Below are 21311 nucleotides of genomic sequence, written 5' to 3'. Positions count from 1 at the left end.
AAACACTCCTTAATTCACAACATCAATTTGGTGACATTGGTGCTGACGGGGAACAGAATACCAAGCTCTTCTCTCAATTCTTTGGCGCTAACTTCCCCTTCATACATATTTCGTGCATACGTTATTAGCGCTTCTTCATGGTCTGACTTTCTCAATCTTTTTTTGGATTTAGTTCCAAAATTAAAGGACCATTTCTGAACAACAATATTTGGCATCTCCTTCACTATGCCCTTAAGGATTTTATCTCCTTTTTTCCCCTTGGGGAGTAGTATGAAGATATCTGTAGGGTCACAGTTTCCATCTTTATCAATCACACGCCTACACCTCACCCTATTAATGGTTTGGATAATTGACGTCACGAGTTGGCCTACCTCAAGGGCCCGATTAACATCCTTGTGCTTTTTGAAACGTCTTTCATCGCCATTATCAATCCACGACTGACTGGGCAAGCCTCTAGTAGCCGCATAGGTCATTAGTGGCCAACTAGGGGACATATAGGGAAGTCCAAATATCACAGCAGTATCAAATTCCTGCCAGTCATTCCGACCGTCTATTGCTCCCCAATGCCCTGTCTCAAATTGATCGAAAGGGAGATCATATCCTTTGAGGTGCGGCTCCACATCCTTATGACAACATACAAAGACCGATTTGTCCGAAGACAGGTTTTCCTGTAAGTTACTAACTAATGCTGCCGTTCGCTTTTTGGCTTTCGTCGTCATTTTGGTTTTGCCTACTCCAGTTACCCTCGCCGTATGTAAGGTTACGTTAGAATAGTCTCTTGCCTTTGGAAGCGCTGGTATGTCTACAGAACCAAGTAGATCATAAATCAGATTAGATGAAGCAGTTGCGTCGAGAATTATGACGTTGCTAAATTCATCCGGGATAATGCATGAAGAGGTGCTAAGTGAATGCTGAACTCCTTCTTTGGCATAGTAGGCCCAACTTTCTGCTAATGCTTGAGCAGATTGTAAGGTTTTATCTATCCGGGTGGCAATTTTTTGTCTTTCCCTGAGGCTTCTACTGCATCCGATTATCCGGTCCCATTCTACGCCCTTAACCGCTCGCCTCAGCTCTGTCATATCAAAATCTTCTAAATCTTCTCGTGCATGTTCACGTAAGATTGCGCCTTTCCTGTGTTCGTTTTCTTGCGCATCGGCTATTTCCTCAAGACTTTCCTGCAATTGTGCTAAAGCATTTATCTGTTTAGGGAAATCCTTTCGAATAGATGAAGGAATACACCCGATGACTCGAGTGAGTTCATCAAGTTCAGCCTGAGAAATCCGGATTACATCTAAAGCCTCATCAATAACTGTAAACATTCGCTCGCCTTCAGCCCAAGTCATGGTGCTTGATAACGCGGCTTCCCGGCCTTGGTTTATAAGGTCCAGAGACATCTCAAACGCTTTATGTGTTATTACGAGAACTTGGCAATCGTTGGTCTGTTCGGAAGTCAGTTTGTTGTCTCCATGACGGGCGACAGCTATTTCCTTCCCTGCAAAGTTATTGATAAGATCAGCTAGATCATCTGCCTGTCGTTTCATTCTTGTGATGATCAAAACACCGACATCCTCGGGCAACATGGAGCAATATAATGCCAAGCCTTGCGTCTTGCCGGTTCCCGTCTCAGCCTGAACAACTTTGATACGAGTTTCATTGCCTGAGAGACTAGCCTCAATCTGATCATTGAAGATTGTTGCGATTTCCATCCAAAGCTCCCCCAAGCTTGGAGAATAAATATTTCCGAGGCTTTTCCAGCGATCTTGCATCCTGGATGCGAATTTAATGGGACATACAGTCATTTTAGAACCTTTCTGAATCAAAACGCCCCACACTCATCATCAGAAATGAACCGATGAGCGCAGGGCGAGTTCAGCTCTAGCTGGTGATCAGCTAGCGAGCCGGGTTAATTTTAAGTTGATTAATTGATTGAGAGGAAAGTATGCCCAACGGCCTTATTTAGGTTTCTAGGCTATTACCTTCGTCAATACTAGTATGAGGTTTTTAGCCTTCAGAACTAGTATGAGGTTTTGTTCGTTAGACCTAGTACCTCTCTCAGACGCGTTGATTTATCTCTGAATGTACAAGGTCAACCATAGTAATCTTATGACTTTATTCTGTTATATTTTGGCAAATGCAATAGCCATTCTTATTGTACCCAACACAGCTAAGCCCGACAAAGTGGCTATATAGGATATGTAATAATCATGGCATAGAGGTATTTCGTATACTGGCGTCTAGGACCGTAGTTTTGGTGAGATACTGGAAGCACTAATATGTGTGTACCTCATAAGCATTCGTGGTTCTTTGTGCCCGCTGATGAGAGCTACCTCAGGGAGGCTTAAGCCCATCTCAAAGAACCTGCTAATTGCTTCATGCCGTAAATCATGAAATCGAATGTCTTTGATTCCAACTCTGTTTCGTAGTCGTTCCCATGAAAGCCTAAGGGCATTTTCGGATACATCGAGCACGAAACCTTCCTCTCTGACACCGATAATATTAAGCACTTTAATTGCGTTTCCACATAATGGTATCACTCTGGAATAACCATTTTTCGTTGTTGGTAATAAAAGGAGGTTTTTCTTTCTATCTAAATGCTCCCATTTCATTTTAAGCAACTCACCTCGCCGCATTCCGGTAAGAACAGCAAGTTGTATCGCGTATCTTAGATATTTGTTTCGTCCTTGTTCGCAGCCTCTGAGTAATGCATCTAGCTCTTCCTTTGAAATTCTTCTTTCTCGACCTTTCGCTGGCTTCGGCTTTTCTATTTTCGAGACTGGATTGTTTAGGATCGGCAACCCCCATTCTCTAATTGCAATGTTGAACGCATGGCTCAGGATAGTTAAGTCGCGCCTAACAGTTTCGCCCTTGACCGCTCTTAGTCTTTCATCGCGATATGCAGCTATGAGATATGGAGTAACGAACTTAACTTTAGTTTTGCATAAAGGGTGTGAGAGAAACTTGTTTATACGCAGGGTCTCAACTTTCGAGCCTCGTTTTTTAGTAGTTACGCGATCCCTGTATTGCACCATTAGATCTGCTAAAGTTTCAATAGTTTGAGGCGAGTTTAAGTGGGATAGAATTTCTCCACGATCAATAGCTATCTCGACGGTTCTAGCCCATCGGGCAGCATCTGATTTGACATTAAATGTCTTCGAGATTGGTGGGTGTTCTCTGCGGCGTACCTGAGCTTGCCAGCGGTTTCCGCGCTTTCGAATAGTTGCCATTTGCATCTCCGTCACTGTGACACAGGTGTGACAGACTGATATTCATGGCTTTTTTGGTCTCCTTAATGCTCAATATACCATTGAAAACACTAAGAAAATTGGCGCACCCGACACGATTCGAACGTGTGACCTCTGCCTTCGGAGGGTAATGGATTCACCTTTTCCCGTAATTTTCCACTTTTACTAAACTTTACTAATCGATTGTAATCTACCTTGAAAATGGCGTTTCGGGGATGTACAGTAATCTCTGTAGTTTACTGATCATTGCTTACTCATGCTTACCCAATGCTTACCTCGGGAAATTACTGATGAAACTGACTCTCGACACCGTTAAAACTATTGTCGCCGACGCCGGTCGCGATGTAGTCGTTTGGGATGAGTCTCTGCCTGGCTTTGGTCTCCGGGTGAAGCCGAGCGGTGTGAAATCCTTCATGGTGCAGTATCGTAACAGTGAGGGAAGAAGCCGCCGGTTGACCTTGGGTAAAATGGGGATTCTGACACCCGATGAGGCTCGCCGATTGGCTAAGAGAAAACTTGGCGATGTGGCTCATGGTGGTGACCCGGCGGATGCAAAGCAAGAGGAGCGAAAAGCCATAACGGTGCGTGAGCTTTGTAAGGATTATCTAGCGGCCGCTGAGCGGGGTTTGATCCTTGGGAAGCGCAACAGGCCGAAAAAACCTTCAACGATTTATATCGACCGTGGCCGTATTGAACGACACATACTTCCTCTTTTGGGTAATCGAAAGGTTCGCAATCTCACGACCCCAGAGATCAACCGCTTTATGCGCGACATTACAATGGGCAAAACGGCGGTGGACATAAAGACGAAGAAGCAGGGCCGCGCCATTGTCAAGGGCGGGAAGGGGACTGCTGCGCGAACGGTGGGGCTTCTAGGCGGCATTCTGAGCTATGCCGTATCGGAGGGAGTAACTGCGACTAATCCCGTCCAAGGAGTAAAGCGTGAGGCGGACAAGCGGCGCAGAGTGTTGCTTTCGAGACAACAGTATCAATCCCTCGGAGCGGCACTTGAACTGGCCGAAACCCGAGGCGAACAGTGGCAAGTCATTGCTGGGATACGTTTGCTCGCACTGACGGGTTGCCGTCGTGGTGAGATAGAAAAATTGCGCTGGGCGGAAGTTGATTTTTCAGGCCGATGTCTGCGATTGTCCGAAAGCAAAACAGGTGAGAGCGTCCGCCCTTTAGGGGCCGCCGCAATCAACGTATTGAATGACTTGCCAAAGGACGGCGAGTTTGTTCTGCCCGGTATTTTACGAAAAAAGGTTGAGATAGAATCCGGTGAAATGCCAGACCGGCATTTTACGGGACTACCTAAAGCATGGCTCCGCATTCTGCGGTTAGCAGAGGAGTGTATTGAAGACAAGCGAGAGGGAGGGCTGTTGAACTCGGCAGATGCCTATGCAATGGCTATTAAAGGATTAACGCCACATGGATTGCGCCATGCCTTCGCGAGCACGGCAGCAAATCTCGGCATGACAGAACTTACTATTGCGGCGATCTTGGGTCATGCTACTGGAACTGTGACAGGTCGTTATATTCATCAAGTGGATACCGCGCTTGTAGCGGCGGCCGACAGAATAGCTGCCCATATTTCTGCGTCGATGAGCGATGCTAAAGAAACCGCAGACATCGTGGAATTTATGGGTGGGATGGGCTGATGCGACCCGAACTTAGTGCGTATGCCGTAGATTCCGAGCATTTTCGACTGAGTGACTCTGACATTGAGGAAATCAATGAGTATGTAAAACACTCAAAGGGAGTCGTGGAAAAAGTAAATGAGTGCGGTAGCTGGTTTCTCGACAATGTAGCTATTAAGCGACAACGCCCCCGAGAGAAAGGAACCCTGAAAAACCCAGGTGTCAAAAACCACCTTAAGTCAATAATTAAAGCAGCCGGAAAACTGTCAAGTATAATAAAGGCAATTAACAATCCTCACGACCCAGTGGCATTTTCAGCACTCGATTTGCTAGCCGCGGCCGATCCGGAAACTGTCGCAAGTAGTGCAAGGAAACTAGAGAAATCTGCAGAGTATCAACTAGAACGCTTATCCAAACCTGGCCGCCACGGTATCGGAGAATATCAGAAATTTTTAGTCTGGCAATTGAGGGAAATCTATCTGGCGGCAGGTGGTGATAAGCATAAAGTTACACATAATTCGTATGAAGATACGAATAGGGAAGATGGCCCGTTTTTCCAGTTTGTATGGGTAGTCTTTAATTCGATAAAAAAACAACATATTCCAGATATGAAAATAACAAACTCGTCCGTTGGCGGATTAATTCGCCGTGCCCTTAAGGACGAAACCTAAGCGGCTTTACGCTAGTTTCTGTCCTTAGACTGCACTTTTTCAACGGCGTAGAATAGACCTCATTAGCCGGAAATGACCGGAACACTAGGTAAACGAGGTGTAATATGAAATCTTACTTTAAACGTTATCGCCGAAAAGCCGCATCCGAATACTTAAAGGATCGATGGGGAATAGAGCGAGCCCCTTCGACGCTTGCGAAATATGCATGCTTAGGTGGCGGCCCTCGGTTCGAGTCGGCAGGCAGAGTGCCGCTTTATCCTGAGCCTGAGCTGGACGAATGGGCCCAATCCATTCTGTCTCCGTTGAGGCGGTCTACCTCAGATCACGGCGAAGATGGGTAATGACCAAAAAAAGCTGTCGAATTAAGCTGATAACGATGATTCCTTTGGCCCTCTCGGAAACACCGGAGGTCCAGGCTTTAGAGGCTTTAGGCCGGGCTCTAATGTTCTGGACTAAATGATTTAACCTTAAGTACAAGCGCGGATTTTCCATCCGAACGGGTAGGACGAACCATGATTGCAAATTTTGCGGCTGGTATGTGCCTGAAACACCGATTGGTAAAATCGAAATTATCTCGTTTAAGCTAGAAAAGGCTGCCTGATGTCACGTACGCGCAAAGTATTATCCAACGGACGGAACAAGAATGACCAATTCGTTCCGCTCCCCTATGCGATGGTTAACAGCGAAGCCTGGCTGACACTTAGGCCCGCGTCTATTAAGGTCTACATAGAGCTGCGGTCGAAATTCAATGGCGGAAATAACGGCGAGTTATCGCTGGCCTATGCGAACGCCCGAAAAAAACTACACCTCGGCAATTCAACTATCGCCGCTGCTTTTGAAGAGCTAGAGGCGAGGGGGTTTATCGATCTGACAAAAGAAGGCCACTGGTACGGACGCAAAGCTTCTGAATGGCGGGCCACAGATCGCTCTTATAAGGGTCATCCGCCGACCAATGATTGGAGGAAATGGAAGCCGGAATGAGCCTCAAAAAAACAGAAGTCGCTCCTGGCACGGGACATGTTCGCTGATTGACGGTCCCATTTCGGAAACGAAGGGTAAAATTATGTTCCACCTGAGTAACCGTCAGGCCCTAATTTTGGTACTTCCATGGTCCCATCTGGGGAGTGCCTATAATTACCACTCTATGCAATAAGAACACGCGAATAGATCGACAGAACAACAGACACATTCAAACAGTGAGTTATTCATGACAACAAAGACGAAATCGAATTGTATTCACAGGCCACGCGATTCTATATTCTTCCTGATAGAACCTACTTTGATAGAAGAATAAGATTCTCCTTATGAAACTCCAAGAATCAATTCAGAGAGACGGCTATATATTCATTAGTGAGTATAAGGCAAATGATTCAGACATAGACGTAGCGAAAAAACTTGGGAAACTAAGCTCTTTTCAAAATACTGAATCAGTACATCATTTGACTCCTTGTCCATCGAGTGCGCCTACCCTTAATACATACAGCGGAATATTTGGCTGCAGAAATTTCCCATTCCACTCAGATTTAGCACATTGGAAACGTCCGCCACGATATTTGTTTTTAAGGTGTGTAACGGGATTCAAAGAAGTGCATACCCTAATTTTGGATGGACTAGATATTGTAAAAAATGCAGGTTCTATTGTACTTTCTCCCGCATTAGTTCAGCCAAGGCGGCCTATAGGCGGTAAGCTCTCATTACTGAGTGTTGGATGAAAATGAGAAAGAAATGCTTTTACGGTGGGACGAAGTATTTTTAACGGCATCCAGTAAAGCAGGGCAAGACGGAATGGAAGCTTTTAAAGCCGCAGTTCAAAAATCCGTCTCCGTAAACATACCACTTCAAAAAAAGGGTGATACATTAGTTTTGGATAACTGGCGCATGTTACATGGTCGTTCGCATATTGGTCAGCAGTTTTTGGACAGAAGAATTTCACGCGCCTATTTAGAGGAGATATTTTAAAACAGACGATTAAGCCCAATGAGACGCCCGACACATGGAGCTCTAATGCTCTATTAGCTAAAACTCAAAGGTATTTTGAAAATATGGCGCATGCAGAAAGCTCAACTTGGGAACATGCACTTTGGTCGAGCCTAGGTTGGAACTTTTAGCTCGCGCGGCGCTATCAAATGTTAGTCCAGCGTTGCTTGCGGATTACGGTGACAGAAATTGGAGTAGCTTACTTCACTCATTAGGATTTACGCCTACCGAGCCAAAATTTTCGCCAAGATCGATTTCCATCGTTGAAGTTCTGCGTCGACTTGGTGAGATACTTCCAAATTTTAATAAAGAAATCGAAAACTTCTGCAAGGCTCATACAGGAATGAGGAATGGTGAACTCCACTCTGGAGAAAACCCTTTTGACGGTGTTGCTGTTTCCGCTTGGCATCCCAAATTTTATAAAGCTGTCGAGATTTTATTGGCTTCAATGAGCATGGAACTCAATGAATTAATCGGTGAAACCGAAGCAGCAACAGCAAAAAACTCATTGCAGCGGAGGCTGATAAGAAAGCAAAAGCTGTACAAGGCGATGTTGATGCACACAAACAGGTGTGGATGGCTAAGAGTCAAGACGAGCGCGACAAACTCAACCAGTCCGCTCTAATTTGGGCAACTAGACAAGATGGCCACAGAGTGGATTGCCCGGCCTGTAATTCCATATCATTGCTGCAAGGAGAAGCTATTTCCGCACCAAAAAAAGAACTGGATAATGATATTATTATTGAAAAACAAGAATACCTGCCCGCACAATTTGAATGTGTAGCTTGCAATCTTAAAATATCTGGTTTCTCGCGTTTAAACGCAATTGGTTTAGGGGATAGGTTTGTGAATACACAAAGATACGATGCTGCGGAATAATACTCGCCGGAGGATGATTACTTTGAATACGAGGAGGATAATAATGAGCCATTTTAAAACATTTTAGTTCCAACAATTTCTCCTTAACTGCGCCGAATGGGTCGCGCAACCGAAACTTTCGGCATGGATACTATACCAATACAGCAATTGTTGAACGGCAGCTAATTTCGGAATTTCTTAAGGAATTGCGGAAATAACTGTTCTAGGGGAATGTAGTACTAATTAAAAACACTTTGGATTGAATGTCTGCAGTGAGGCTGTCCATCGTCATATGAATTGGGCTTAGTGTCGGCTTGAGTCCTGGTTTGGATATAGTCTGGATGTTCCTTGCGCGGCAGAAATTTGAAATTGTGATGCACGAAGTAGCCTTTGTGGACGAGATACTCCTTAACAATCTGCTCAAGTATGTCTTCTTTCGTAGCAACCAAGGTCGCTATTCCACGCCAAGCGCTTTGTAAACCGCGTCGACAGGGTCGGCGTAGAAGGATGTCTGGAACTTGGCAAAGAGCTCGCCTGGGATCGTCGGGATGTCGCCGACGCTCGCCATTGGCAGCAAGACTCGCTTGCCACCGCCGTCGAATGCAACCCGGAGACATTCCGCAAGGTTTTCGACAGGAACGATGCTTCCTCCGAGGCTCATGTCGCCAAGCACGACGAGCTGATCCTGAACGGGCTTTTGCATCAGTCCCGAGCAAAAGGCAATGAAGCCTGGCAGTGTCATTGTCTTCGTCGGACCGGTATTGTGAAGTTCCACCAAGTGAACATGGTAGTCATGATCACCAGCTTTCGACATTCCGCTCACGCGTGAAATGTTGGCCTTGAAGTAATCAAATGCGACGCGGAGCGCTTCCTTGGCTGCCGCGTTTGAGCCAAGCCCCGATGTAGTAAGTTTGCCGTTGCCGGCGGTCGTCTGCGTTTCGAGGCGATAGAGCCCCAAATGGCCGGAACTTCCTGTGGCAACAGTGTGAAGAACACCCGGCTTCAGCGGGCCCGCGGGAATGAGGTTTCCACCACCCTGCTCAGGCACGGCAACAAAGCGCTCTTCACGGGTCTCGTTATCGATGTAAGAGAAGTGGACGTCATAAAATTCCATCCCGCCAAGCTTCTTGAGCTGCTCTTTCACGCGGCGTCGCACCTCAAGCGCGTACTCAAGGCAACGGCGCACAGCTTCCTTGTCAAAATCGCCATGGGGATAGAGAAGCTTCAGCAGACCAGATACTGTCCTGCGTATGGCAATCGTGTCGCGCTGATTTAGGTTGTTGCCGAGCTTGAAGAATTGGTCGATTGCATCTGCGAATGTGCTTTTGCGCATCTCGCGCATGAATTCGGCCAGGTAGTCAGTGATGAGCCCATACCGGTTCGTGAAGAATTCCGGCCGCATCTTTGGTATCTCCCAGCCAGGAATATAGGCATGGAAGCGATCAAAGAATGCAGAGTCGACCATCGCCTCGGGAAACGGAGCAAGAAGATGGCTGGTCTTCACAAGTGTATCGACAGATTGATTGATGTTGCCGACAAAGACCATACTGGCCGACGCCGATATCGAATCGCGACCTCGTGCGAACGATCCGGATGCCATGTAGTCCTTCATGATCTGGACGCCATCCTTGTCCTTGAAGGAAATACCTGCAACTTCGTCAAAAGCGACCAAATCCCACATCCCCACAAGCCCGACTTGGCGGCGGCCCATGTTGTAGAACAAGTTTGCAACGGTTGTTTGACCGCCCGAAATCAAAATGCTGTTCGGGCTGCATTCTTTGTAGATATGGCTTTTGCCGGTGCCGCGCGGCCCCAGTTCACAGACATTGTAGTTGTTCTCGACGAAGGGGATCATTCGTGCCAGCAAGTGCCACCGCACGCGCCCGTCAAGCACTGTTGGCTCCATACCGGTAGAGCGGAGCAAGACGTTGATCCATTCCTCTTCGCTAAATGCCTTCCGGCCTTCGAAGAATTCCTCCATGTCCATGTTCGGCATCTGGATCGGCTTCAGATCATCGATAGTGAACGGTGAGCCCTTTTGGCCTTCTTCGTGGTAGTAGTGAACTGTGACGATGCACCAGATGCCGCCCACGAGCAGCTTCTCGAAACGTTTCACATCGCTCGCGGAAACCTCTGCGTCCTTAATTCCAAGGTTGGACAGTAGCGCCTCGTAGACATCGCGGCGCTCGTTGAGCCTGACAGTTACCTTGTCGATGACCTTGAAGCTTCCGCGCTCCTTGATCTTCGATTTGATTTTTTCAGCCTCGTCCGGGCGCACATAGTTTTCGGAAAGCACTTTTTTCACGGCTTTCAGGCCTTCCTGAATGATCTCGTCATCGTCGGAGGCGCAGTACATCCCGAGTAGGTACTCAAGAACGTAGACAGGGACGTTCGCTCCTTCTTTCAGAAGTTTGGTGAGGTCTTTCCGAACGACTTTACCCGCAAAAGATCGGTTCAGCTGCTCATCTAACCCCATGTCAATTGTCAGTTCAGAAGTCATTGTCAAATGCCAGGTCTATTGTTATGTCAATCCGCACCTCTTCGACGTCGGTCTCGGCGTTGCGGACAATCAATTGGTAGCGGTGTTTCTTGTCGAAGGTTCGGCTCGCCAGCGTCAGCCAGACCTCCTTGCGCCACTCATTCATATCGCTGGAGTCGCTCTCGAAGGAGAGAGTTTCAACATTGGAGACGGGGTCATCTCCGTCGTAGATCGCTACTCTTACCTTGAGAGGCTTGATGCGTTCGGATACCGCCTCGGTCTGGATGAACTTGAAACGGTAGCGGCTAGTTGTGATCTTCAGACTTGATCCGAGCACGCTAATTCCGGCGGTTCTTGTCCGAGTCTTGACCGCACTCTTGCCTTTCAGCTGCGTGATCTGGATGACCGGCACGGCGACCTCTTGCGGCATTGCGCCACCATGGATGAAGCGGGAACCGCCAACGAAGTGGAAGCGGTTTGTGCCGCGCGGCACCCAGAAGTCCATATCCCCATCCGCATCTGCGGTGACTTTGGTTCTCCCATGATAGGCGCCTGCGTGATCCGGTAGAGACTTTCCGAGCAGGTAGCGCTTCTTGGAGATAACAGCTCCAGAAGGTTTGTCCGTGATCGGATTCTTGTCACTTGCCGTCGGTGCGCTCTCCTGAAATAGGAAGCCGTGGTCGGCCGTGACGAGGACATAGTTGCCGTTCAGGCTGTTGACGATCCTGGCCACAATGCTTCCAAGCTCGGCTATCGAGTTGCGCACAGCGGCAAAGGTCTTTTCTTCGTTGCCGGTGTCAGCCGTCTGGTCGATCTGATTGTGGTAGATGTAGATGACCCTGTAAGGCTTGATGAACTCACGGCCATCAGTCTTGTTCATCGCCATGAAGTCATCGGCTTTTATGGCTGTACCATCTACCTTAGCGAGAATCTTTTGCCGGTTGGCGAGTCCGCTGGTTGGCATATCGTCCACCAGAACAGCCCCCGCATCGGTATAGCTCAGCGTCCTGTGCGGTAGCAGACTAGCCATGCCGAGCGCAGTGTAGGATGGCAGCACGCCAAGTTGTGGCTTGAGTGTCGCCGAGAATCTGTAACGTCCGTTCAGTTCCTGCAGGAGTTCGTGCGCGGCCTCGTAACGAAAAGCATCACTGATGATCACGTAGACGCGACGATCATCGGCCTCATCGAGCCTGGCTTGCAGATTGCGTCTGAAGAAGTTCTGTTGGCGATCCACGTCGGGAAGCTGCCAGTGCTCAAGCAAAGCGCCCCCTTCCAGCACCTCGCCCCATCGCACGGCAAGAATACTGAGATACCAATTGCCGTATGCATCTTCGATCTTGTCGCGCAGCGCCTTGAGTATGTCCCAACCTTCGGCTTCTGCTGTATCCGCAGCGTCGCAAAAATGGCGGTAAAGCTGATCGAACCGATAGAGTTCGCAAACATAGGCATCGAAGAATGCTTTTCCGTCTTTGTAGTTAAACCCCGCCGGATACCCACCCCGAAGATCAAGGAATTCTGCAGCAGACTTCAACGCAGAATAGACTTGGTCGAGAGCCAGGCGCGGTGCATTGTGGCTGGACGGCAGCTTGCTATTTGCCCAATAGCCGTTCTGCCGCCGCGTGACGATATCTCTTATAACCTCAAGGTTGATCGTCTCGGCAGTATCAACGATCCGGTCACGAAGGCGACTTGCGATATACTTCTCGGTCAGAAGGAAGGTGCGCGCTTCCGCCACCTCCTCGATATCAAGATAATCAAGGTGGTCACCCAGCTTTGCCAGTTCAGCGACAGCCGCAGACAGTGCGTCATAGCTTTCGTGAAGCCTTGCGCTGTCGCGCCATTGGCCAACGCAGACCACGGCGTTGGAAGCGCCCTTACTTGGCAGAACGAGATGCGCGAGCCCCTTCGGACACGCGCCGTCGAGACTACGCGCAAAGTCAGTGATAAATAGGCGCATCAGGAAGGATTTGAGGCTCGGCTCGGCATCGTCTAAGCCGAAAGTATCCCGCGCCTGATTCCAAAAACTCTCGGCCAGATCAAACTTCTCGATGTCCGACCATGCCGACGGCGCGGCATCGAGATTATCCGGGTCGATCGTGTGTAGAAGAGCGCGCACTAGCGAGAAAATGTCAGTCTGCTCTGTACGAAGAATGGCAGCCATTAACGCACGATCAATCGCGTCCTCATCATCAGACGGCTCTATGAACTTCTGCGCTTTCACAAGGCGTTCTTTGCTGGCAAAAAACTTACCCCGTGCGGCAATATGATCTCGGAGCGCATGTTCCATGATGCCAAGCTCGCGCAGGATCATTGTTGAACGGTCGGCGGCAAAGGGCTCGGCATACAAGCGGACATCAAGAAGCCAGTCCCTCTCGGGATCAGGCGCACTTCCCTTCTCATAAAGAAGGAATGGCGTGTCGCTCTTTTCGAGCTCCAGCTCCGTCTTCAGCACCAGCGCAGGCTCTTCACCGATTTGGCGCAACTCAACTCCATCGAGCCCCAAAGATGGCAGCATCTCCTCGAACTCGCCATCTTCATCGCGCCAGAGGACGATCCGCACACCTTTTGCGAAGAGACGATCCAGGTTTGATTTGATTTGATTAGGGTCCATCAGCATCCCCGGGATTTGGCAATTTCACGACCGCGTCCAGTCTGTTGCTGGCTTCGTCGAGTGGAACCGTTTCACGAACACGATTTGGTTGGATGTTGAGTATCGCCTCGGCAGATATGTTTGAGTTGCCGCGGCCTAATCGAGGCGTAAGTTTCCGAAGATCTGCAAATGCAGTACCGCCAAGGACCGGAGAAATCACATGATCTAACCGCATCATGAAGAGTCGGTCGATTGAAAGAGCTACATCAAGCCAGTCGTCAGAGTATTTTCGCGCACCGTGCGCCAAACCGTTTCGCACAGGTTTTGAGTAGTCATTCCAGAGCTTCCATAGCTCCTCAAGATCGGCGCCTGCCTTCATTGTGTCCGCCCAACTTCGGGCGTAGAGCCGATCAAAATAGACAATGAACGTGCCATGGCCGTGCTGTTTGCCGTAGGTAATGGAGTGCCCGTCCATCCACGTTTGGACCGAGTCATACGGAACTTTCTTCTGTCGCAAACCGATGAAAATAAGACGCCGCAGCGCAGCCTCGCTTGCTGCGTGAGTGGTTAAAAACCAATCCGATTTTCGAATGTAGGTCTTGTGAAGCTTCGTCGTGATATGGGTTTTGTCCCGTCGCCATCTGTCCCACTCGCGCTTCACCGCCTTGAATGACGCCGTTTCCTGTGCCTTCGCTTTACCCTTTTCCAAAGCCATCACTTCTCCCCTGTGATGGCTTTGCGCTCCGCAAGGAGACTACCGAATTTGCCGTAGTTGACCTTCACCCCGTCATCGAGATCAAGCGTGATACGTTGGTCGGCATAGTGCCGCAGTTCCTCGTCAAAAGTTCGCAACTCCTCAAGTTGCTTGGACATCAGGTCCTTCTCCTTCTGTGCCTTTGTGCGGGCAGCAGAAGACGAGGCCGCAGCAATGTCATCGTCGAGGCTATCGATCCGCGCGGCCATTCGGCTTTGAAGAGGCGTGACATACTCCATCCGCATGCGCGAGAGCGTGCTCTCGTTGTAGCGATGGAGATAGACCAGGCACTCAAAGGCTCTCAGCTTGCCACTTGAGAAGAGCCAGTAGATCGGCCGCTTCTTGTAGGTCTGCGTATGATCCTTGAAGAAGCTCTTCGAGATGTAGTTCCGGGTCGTCTTTTGCGGATCATTGCCGCCGTTGGCGGTAAGGCTTTCCGCCACAAAGCGCAGGTTCTCACGCAAGGTTTCTGGAGACCATGCAACCTTCAGGAACTCCTCGAACCGAAGCGCGGCATCATCGTCGAACCACTCCACTTCGGTGATCGGCACGATGCCATCATCGTCAGCCGGGAAGTCGCCATAGTGCGCCGCATCAAAGCCTTCATTCCCTGCATCCGCATAGACCAAGCCGGGCTCGGCGAGGCTGTAACGCCCCATCATGCAGCCTATCGCGTAGGAGATCAGCTCCTTCATCGTGTCAGAGCGCAGCCGCTCTTCGCGCTCCTTTGCCTTGCCCTTCAAGCCATAGCGATAGTCTGGGTTGCAGGTCAGCGTGATCTCTTCAATCGGCACCTCGGGAGTCAGCTCATCCTTCAGACCGTAAGCGTCAATGAAGATGCGGTTGTTTTCTTCTTCGAGACACTGCATCTCGTCCGTCATGCCCTGCCAATGGGTGCGGAGGCCGGCGTATATAGACTCAAGTGTGTCCCCCCTGTGATCGGGCGCGAGCAACGGGAGCGTCGTGAAATCCCAAGAGGTTTCGTAGGCGTCCCAGTCGGACTTAGCGAGTTCGATGCATCGCATCGCTGCCTCGTCAACGTCCACTGCCAAAAATGGCAAATTTTTGGCAGTGCCAACAGTAACGTTAACTGTACTGCCTTGTATCTTCAGAAATTGAGCCATTGTGTTGCTATTTAAGGAAGCCAGTAGTTTATGAAGACTTTTCCCAAACGCAGAGGGCGCGGCATCAACAAACGCGAATATATCGGACCTGTAACGAAAAGATGGGCGCCCGGTAGCCACTTTACCCCAAGCAACCGCAGGCTTAAAAAAGTATTGGGTATTTCGGGGAACAGACTTCTCGAAATTTCTTATTTCTGATCCGTCGCTCGCCCAATTCATAACCGTCTCGTTACTGCCAAACCACTTTCTGAAGCCACCTGCCTTATCAACCGGGATCCACTTTTGACTGCCACCGCTTTCAAGCCTAAGTTTCGGAAAAGAAACTTCCCAAAATGATCGGAGAAACCTCGGATCGTCCCGGGTGCCCAAACCTTCCTTGATATCGAAAAACTCAGAATTCTTAGTGTTAGCGAACGCCGATCGAACTGCCGGAGTAATCCAATATGCAATAGGATACTCCGGTATCTGCTCAAAATCGCTTCCAGATGCCACAAAGAAGAGAATTCCTTGTCGAGTCTGCGCTGCGTCAATTGCCATCTGAGATTTTTCAGATTCGTTTCTGCCGTCGATCAGACGAAGAAAGACACCCTTATAAGACGGTGCCGCAATCTTCTTGATAACAAAAGCTGTCGTTGAAACCACTGCCCCACCAATAGTGTCAAAAGCTCGTTCCCCTAAGTGGGCCATTGTCAAAATTGTGCCCATAGACAAAATCTTGCCACGGAGTTTCTCATACGATGAAAGAAACATCCAAGCTTGCATGTTTATCATGGAGGACATGCCGAGTGTTTTTGTCATAGCCAGCGTCCGCTCCATGAACATTGCAAAGAGATCGGACTTGCTATTTGGATAGTTATTCTTCGCATAATCTTGCATTGCACCGTTGAGACCGGAGCTGCCCGCATAGGGCGGATTAGCCACCACCACATGATACTTGGGCGAAAGAGCCTCGGCCATGCGCAGAGCCGCCACCACACGGCCCTGAACCTCCTTCAACAGCAAGTCAGAGCGGAAGTCCCGTGCCTCGACCACTCGAAGCGTCTCAGCCGGGTCGCGCAGCCTCGGCACGATCAGCGAGCCGAAATTCTTCGCCTGCTCAAACAGCGAGAGGGTTTCGCGCAGCTCGTCTGTGAAAAGGTCGCGCCCGACGAGAGCCTGCACATCTGTCATTTCCTCGGATGAAAAAGCGACGTCTTGGAGCACGACGATGTCGGGCTTCACTTCCATCCGCTGGAACCGTCGCCGACCCAGTTTCTCTGCGGCCTTCATCGAAAGTGCAAAGGCCGCTAGTGCGCCTGCGCGGTCGTCGATCTCGATGCCGGTCAGGTTGTGCTTAAGGATGAGAGCTGGGATTTCCTTTGGGTCGTAGCCCTCTTCTTCGTAGATCGCGTGGAGAAGATCGAACGCATAGGTCAGCATATGCCCCGAGCCGCAGGCGGGATCACAGACCTTGATCTCTTCGGGCTTGCCGATCTTCAGGAAGTCGGTCTCAGGCTCTTCGGGCGCGATGTAGTAGTCCATTTGCTCAGCGAGCCGTGAATTCGGCCGGTTCAGGAGCCAGATTCGCCCGAGCGAATTCTCGACGAGGTAGCGAACGATCCAGTGCGGGGTGAACAGCTGGGTTGCCGCGGGGATATTCTCAGCGGTGATCTTCTCGCTCTTGGGTCTATCGAAGACCTGCTGCTTCTTCTCGGAAATGTAGAACTGGTAGAGCCAGCCGATGACCTCGATGTCCTGCCAGTCGGCCTCGTCTATGGCGGCGACAAGTTTTCGGATCAGGGAATCCGAGTGCAGGAGATTGTCGGGTAGGAGCACCTCGGTCTCGTCATCGATGCGCTCGAACAGGAACGGCATGGCACGGTGCAGCGCGTTGCACTGAGCGATGAGAAGCATTCGATAGAGCTCGGCATCCTTGGTTCCATCGAGCTTCAATTCGATGACTTTGCTCTTGTCGAGTCTAGGAAAATCTAGGTGCTCGGCGTGCTCCAAGATTTCAGGGAGCTCCTTACCGGACGGGTGGCTCAGAACGCGGTAACCGTGATCGAGAAAGCCGTGGAACTCCATGTAGCGAATGGCCACAAGGCGGTTGAACCATGTGTAGGCCACCGCCTCCATCGCCTGCTCAAAGCCGTTCCTTTTGATACGACTGATGAGCTTCTTGCGCTGCTCCCCGACTTTCTTGGGGAGTGCGTCCGAGCCGACAATGACGACGTCGCCATGCTCGCGCTGGTCAACAATCTCTTTCTTGGTGATCCCGAACTTCGCGGCTCGCGAGACCATTGCAGCAATGAAGTCCTTGCGTGCCTTGGGAGCATAGGTTTTGAGCGCATTCGTGTTGATTGTCATTCTGCTCGTCGTCCTCAGCGTATTTCCACGCGTTCATTGTTTTCGATGGCCTCTTCGAGCTCCTTGCGGAGTGAGTCTAGGAAGCCGTCCACGTCTTCCTTGGTCTCAAGATATGTGGCGCCGGCGATATGGCTGGGTTCGACAATGCGCCGTTTCTTGGACGGTGCCTTTTGGACAGCGGGCTCGTTGCTCGGCTCGGACGGCAATACCTTCGCGTCTCCGCCGAAAGACGCGGGTATGACCTTCTTTGCAGCTTGCTCAATCGCGATAAAGGCCTCATCGGCCGCGTCGCGAGAGGCCGTCTGCATCTGGAAGATGTGGGCGATACTCTCTTCGGCCTCGATGCCGGATCGTATGGTCTGGATGGGGTGAAGGCAGTGATTGCGTAGCTCCGGCGCGGCACCGACCTCGTCAAGCTCGGCCTTCATCTTGGACATGTGCTCCTCGATCTTTTCAATCGCATGATCGCGACGTTTCTTCACGAGCGCATTGTTGACCTCCTGAACGCGGCCGATTAGCGTATTCGCATCCTTGATCATCCCATATGGCTTCTCAGCCGATAGAATGCCATTTATGCGCTTCAGCGCCCTTGCGGCATCGTCATCCTTCAAAAGCTCGTAACGATTGAGATCAAAGCGCTGTTTGGCCTTTCTCAGCTTCTCCCACGCAGGCCTTTGGCTTTCGTAGAAGTTGCGAAGTTCTGAGACCGTGTCAGTGAGATCAAGGAAATCATCCTTGTACTCGATTAGGTGATTCAAGAATTGGTAGCTATCCTGAATACTCTGCGCCTTGGCAATCACGCCATTCGCGTCAGCGATATCCGAGGCGCCTGGGTAGTTGCCCGTATCCGCAAGAGGTTTCCATGAATTCAGATCGTTTTGCCAGCCACCCAGCTGGGAGCGCACATGCGCGTTGAGGGCATCCTCGCCGTCTGGTGCGATGACATGGAACACATCCTTGGCAATGGCGCGTGCCTTCTGAAGGCTGTCGCGATCAACGGTCTGCCGTTTGACGACGCTGATCCGGCGCCATTTGTTCGGACCGTCAATCGCACTGAATATGGCGTCAGGGGTGAGCGTGTTATCACCGTCGGCGACGAGGCTGATCTCACCCATCGTCACAAGACGCACGACCAAGAGAGCAATTTCCCAGTCATTCCAGCCAAAGGGACGGCGTCCAAAGCGGTCCTCGACGAGGTCGTAAAGGACAACGCGATGGTTCTGCGCATTCTTCAGGGCAACGAAGTTAAGCACTTCCTTGAGTGCTTCTTCATTGGCGATCCCACCGTCACCAAGGTTCAGGCCCTCGTTTGCTGGAGCATTTAATACCGCTTTGATCTCAGCTTGCGGATTGGTTACGGTGTGCTTGAGATAGCCCAGCTTCGGAAATGTGTTCTTGACGAGGTAGCCCAGTGAGTCCTCAATGGCGGCACCGACCGACCCCGTCGGCGCCGGACGCGACTGACCTGCCGCGTAGTATTTTGCCTCTTTCATCAGGCGTTCAATGATCGCCTTTAGACGGTCTTTCCGCTCGCGATTCTCTTCCTGCCGTTCGCGTAAGATTTTCAGCGTCGTCGGCGTGGCCGTGCCATCATTCTTCCGTTTGATGTATTTGTCTGTCTGGAGATAGGTGCGAAGCTCACGGGCGAGCGCTTTGTCATCATCGAGCCTAACGACAACTTGGCCATCCTCCATTGTGCTCTGGGTAATGCAGTACGCTTCATTGAAACGGTCGTATTCTTCTGAGAGAGGGGTCACCACAGAAAGTGAAAGATCACCTTCGCTACGGCTGCCATATGGATGCAAGTCCACGAGCCGCGAGATGCCGAAGTCCTTGTTATTTTCGGGGTAGCGGTATTTGCGCAGACTTCCGAGCACTTCATCGAAGATGATATCGCCTAGAAGTTTGGTCTCCTCGCCGGAACCCAAATCGACATCTTTAATTTCGCGGCTGATGTCGCGCTCTTCATTGGTCAGGAAAAAGTAGTCTTCGCCGTTCCTGTTGACCAGCGTTTCCTTCTCCAGACGCTGAAGACTGGTCTCGATCTTCTTTCGGAGCTCCAAGCGGTCAGCATCGATCTCATCTACGAAAAGCGTGACGAGGTTATCGACGTTGCCGGTAATCTCATCGACATAGCGGATGAGGAAGAGCGTTTTCAGAACGTTTTCGTCAAACTCTTCGAGGTTGGGATTATTCTTGACGCTCTCAATCGCCCTGCGAACCACGCCTTCCAGGAAGCTCTCAATGGCCGGATAGAAGCGGTACAAGGGGACGAGAACGCCAATTTTTTCATCCGCAACATCCATCGCTCCGGTTTGAAAGGCGTCCAGCATTGAGCGCTCACCCTTGGCAAGGTGCAGGCCAGCGGCACCATAGCGGCGGCTACTGTCGAAGATTTTCTGAACCAACTGGAACTGATAAGGCGCGAATGGATACACAGCGATGAAGTCTTCCTTGTCGGCATAGGGCTTCAAAGTCATGCCGACGTTCTTGAAGCTAAGCTGATTTTTAAGGATATCGGCTTTCTGGTCGTAAACCTTGCCCAGTTCGTCTTTGGCTTTCTCCACCTTGGAAAGAAGTCTCTTCTGAATGACTTCATCGGCATTGGCGCCCGACAGCGACAAGCGCGTTTTGAACCGCCCCTGAATCTTGGAGAAGTCATTAGATTTAGAAGCGCGCAGCTCGCCGAGGACGGCATCCATGTCCTCTTGGGAAGTGACGCACACCCACGCACGACCACTACACGTCGTCCCGAGATTCTCGGTGATCGTTTGAAGGTTGAGCATCAAATGAGTGTCCTGGCCGATGAACTGACCGACCTCATCAACGAGGAAGATGATGCGGTGATCGGGTCCGCGGCTATCCAGATACTCCTTTACCCACCTAGCGAAGCTTTCGACCGACAGCGAGAAGTCCTGCTCGAACCTTTCGAGCCAGACATCGGCATCCTTAATGTTCTCGCCAAGCGACTTGGACAGCGCGCCTGCCATCGCATCCGAATGGAACTGGTATGCATCGCGCTCGTCCTCCCAGATCAACCCATGATCAGACATCAGAGCGTCCTTGAAAGCTTGGAATTTACCTTTCTTGTCAAGGTAGCGCTCCATATGGGCGATGTGCGGATGATCTCCGCAGTAACCCAGCCGCTCGTTGAACACTTTCAGGAAGACGCGCAGGATGACGTCTCGCCCGTCTGCATTGCTGGCCTTGCTGTCGATATTGAACAGGATCACATCGACATTGCTGCGGACGGCACGATTGATGTCGGCAGCGAGCATTGGGTCTTGAATCTTGTCTTGAAAGAAATCGCTCGCTCGCTTGGTCAGCCCCTCTTTGGTGACTTCGCGGTTTTCGAGAAGGTATGAGATAATTTTGATGAAGTGGGACTTACCCGAGCCGAAGAACCCGGACACCCAAACGCCAACCTTACTGGCGATGTCGGGGTCGCGCGTATTATCGATGGCGTTCAGATATGCCTCGAAGAATTTTCTAAGGTGCATGTCGAGCTCTTTGGTAACGACATACTCTTCGAGCTCCTGCCAGACAGATTCAGCATCAAATTGCTCGGCTTTGATCACGCCATTGATCGGTCGGTCAATTTGTCTTTCAAATAGTGACTTAATTTCCATGTCT

General features: G+C 50.3%; 13 protein-coding genes. 6 read left to right on the top strand and 7 right to left on the bottom strand.

Features of this window, described 5'->3' with window-relative positions; all coding sequences use genetic code 11:
* Positions 1-14: 14 nt before the first annotated feature.
* Positions 15-1706: a hypothetical protein gene (locus AACZ19_RS12920; RefSeq protein WP_339634568.1), complete on the bottom strand. Its 1692-nt coding sequence runs from the start codon at positions 1704-1706 to the stop codon at positions 15-17.
* Positions 1707-2234: 528 nt separating this feature from the next.
* Positions 2235-3224 carry a site-specific integrase gene (locus AACZ19_RS12915; protein WP_339634566.1) on the bottom strand — a complete coding sequence of 330 codons (990 nt, stop codon included), beginning with the start codon at positions 3222-3224 and terminating at the stop codon, positions 2235-2237.
* A 308-nt stretch (positions 3225-3532) separates the two neighbouring features.
* Between AACZ19_RS12915 and AACZ19_RS12910 the strand changes: the two genes are divergently transcribed.
* The 6 genes from AACZ19_RS12910 to AACZ19_RS12885 all read left to right on the top strand — a co-directional run bounded on the left by AACZ19_RS12910 (position 3533) and on the right by AACZ19_RS12885 (position 8406).
* Positions 3533-4900 (top strand): integrase arm-type DNA-binding domain-containing protein, encoded by a 1368-nt coding sequence (locus AACZ19_RS12910; protein WP_339634563.1) that lies wholly within the window; start codon positions 3533-3535, stop codon positions 4898-4900.
* On the top strand, positions 4900-5550 hold the full coding sequence (locus AACZ19_RS12905; protein WP_339634561.1) for a hypothetical protein: 651 nt from the start codon (positions 4900-4902) through the stop codon (positions 5548-5550). Before AACZ19_RS12910 ends, AACZ19_RS12905 begins: the two co-directional genes overlap by 1 nt.
* Positions 5551-6150: 600 nt before the next feature.
* Positions 6151-6531 (top strand): hypothetical protein, encoded by a 381-nt coding sequence (locus tag AACZ19_RS12900; RefSeq protein ID WP_339634558.1) that lies wholly within the window; start codon positions 6151-6153, stop codon positions 6529-6531.
* 720 nt (positions 6532-7251) lie between these two features.
* Complete coding sequence (locus AACZ19_RS12895; protein WP_339634555.1) at positions 7252-7509, top strand: TauD/TfdA family dioxygenase; 258 nt, start codon at positions 7252-7254, stop codon at positions 7507-7509.
* A 136-nt stretch (positions 7510-7645) separates the two neighbouring features.
* Positions 7646-8152 (top strand): hypothetical protein, encoded by a 507-nt coding sequence (locus AACZ19_RS12890; protein ID WP_339634552.1) that lies wholly within the window; start codon positions 7646-7648, stop codon positions 8150-8152.
* Positions 8104-8406, top strand: coding sequence for a hypothetical protein (locus AACZ19_RS12885; protein ID WP_339634550.1), 303 nt, complete (start codon positions 8104-8106; stop codon positions 8404-8406). The genes AACZ19_RS12890 and AACZ19_RS12885 overlap by 49 nt, the downstream gene beginning before the upstream one ends.
* 433 nt (positions 8407-8839) lie before the next feature.
* Here the strand turns inward: AACZ19_RS12885 and brxL are convergent, their stop codons facing one another.
* Genes brxL through brxC form a run of 5 tightly spaced genes read right to left on the bottom strand, consistent with a single transcriptional unit; the run spans position 8840 to position 21307 of the window.
* Positions 8840-10885: a protease Lon-related BREX system protein BrxL gene (gene brxL, locus AACZ19_RS12880; protein WP_339634592.1), complete on the bottom strand. Its 2046-nt coding sequence runs from the start codon at positions 10883-10885 to the stop codon at positions 8840-8842.
* Positions 10875-13475: a BREX-1 system phosphatase PglZ type A gene (gene pglZ / locus AACZ19_RS12875; protein ID WP_339634548.1), complete on the bottom strand. Its 2601-nt coding sequence runs from the start codon at positions 13473-13475 to the stop codon at positions 10875-10877. Before pglZ ends, brxL begins: the two co-directional genes overlap by 11 nt.
* The gene (locus AACZ19_RS12870) at positions 13465-14169 is read right to left on the bottom strand and encodes a hypothetical protein (RefSeq protein WP_339634545.1); all 705 of its coding nucleotides are present in this window, start codon (positions 14167-14169) and stop codon (positions 13465-13467) included. Before AACZ19_RS12870 ends, pglZ begins: the two co-directional genes overlap by 11 nt.
* Positions 14169-17678, bottom strand: coding sequence for a BREX-1 system adenine-specific DNA-methyltransferase PglX (gene pglX, locus AACZ19_RS12865; RefSeq protein ID WP_339634542.1), 3510 nt, complete (start codon positions 17676-17678; stop codon positions 14169-14171). Before pglX ends, AACZ19_RS12870 begins: the two co-directional genes overlap by 1 nt.
* A 14-nt stretch (positions 17679-17692) precedes the next feature.
* Positions 17693-21307: a BREX system P-loop protein BrxC gene (gene brxC, locus AACZ19_RS12860; RefSeq protein WP_339634539.1), complete on the bottom strand. Its 3615-nt coding sequence runs from the start codon at positions 21305-21307 to the stop codon at positions 17693-17695.
* Positions 21308-21311: the final 4 nt, after the last annotated feature.

Source organism: uncultured Sneathiella sp. (assembly GCF_963973085.1).
Taxonomy (GTDB): domain Bacteria; phylum Pseudomonadota; class Alphaproteobacteria; order Sneathiellales; family Sneathiellaceae; genus Sneathiella.
Note: the sequence above shows the minus strand (reverse complement) of the source record. Positions and strands in the feature narration are given on the sequence as shown.

Excerpts from the sequence above, each read along its gene's own strand:
- brxL (WP_339634592.1), bottom strand. The coding sequence starts at position 10,885 with ATGACTTCTGAACTGACAATTGACATGGGGTTAGATGAGCAGCTGAAC.
- AACZ19_RS12905 (WP_339634561.1), top strand. The coding sequence starts at position 4,900 with ATGCGACCCGAACTTAGTGCGTATGCCGTAGATTCCGAGCATTTTCGA.
- AACZ19_RS12900 (WP_339634558.1), top strand. The coding sequence starts at position 6,151 with ATGTCACGTACGCGCAAAGTATTATCCAACGGACGGAACAAGAATGAC.
- AACZ19_RS12920 (WP_339634568.1), bottom strand. The coding sequence starts at position 1,706 with ATGGAAATCGCAACAATCTTCAATGATCAGATTGAGGCTAGTCTCTCA.
- AACZ19_RS12915 (WP_339634566.1), bottom strand. The coding sequence starts at position 3,224 with ATGGCAACTATTCGAAAGCGCGGAAACCGCTGGCAAGCTCAGGTACGC.
- pglZ (WP_339634548.1), bottom strand. The coding sequence starts at position 13,475 with ATGGACCCTAATCAAATCAAATCAAACCTGGATCGTCTCTTCGCAAAA.
- AACZ19_RS12910 (WP_339634563.1), top strand. The coding sequence starts at position 3,533 with ATGAAACTGACTCTCGACACCGTTAAAACTATTGTCGCCGACGCCGGT.
- AACZ19_RS12870 (WP_339634545.1), bottom strand. The coding sequence starts at position 14,169 with ATGGCTTTGGAAAAGGGTAAAGCGAAGGCACAGGAAACGGCGTCATTC.
- AACZ19_RS12885 (WP_339634550.1), top strand. The coding sequence starts at position 8,104 with ATGGCTAAGAGTCAAGACGAGCGCGACAAACTCAACCAGTCCGCTCTA.
- pglX (WP_339634542.1), bottom strand. The coding sequence starts at position 17,678 with ATGACAATCAACACGAATGCGCTCAAAACCTATGCTCCCAAGGCACGC.
- brxC (WP_339634539.1), bottom strand. The coding sequence starts at position 21,307 with ATGGAAATTAAGTCACTATTTGAAAGACAAATTGACCGACCGATCAAT.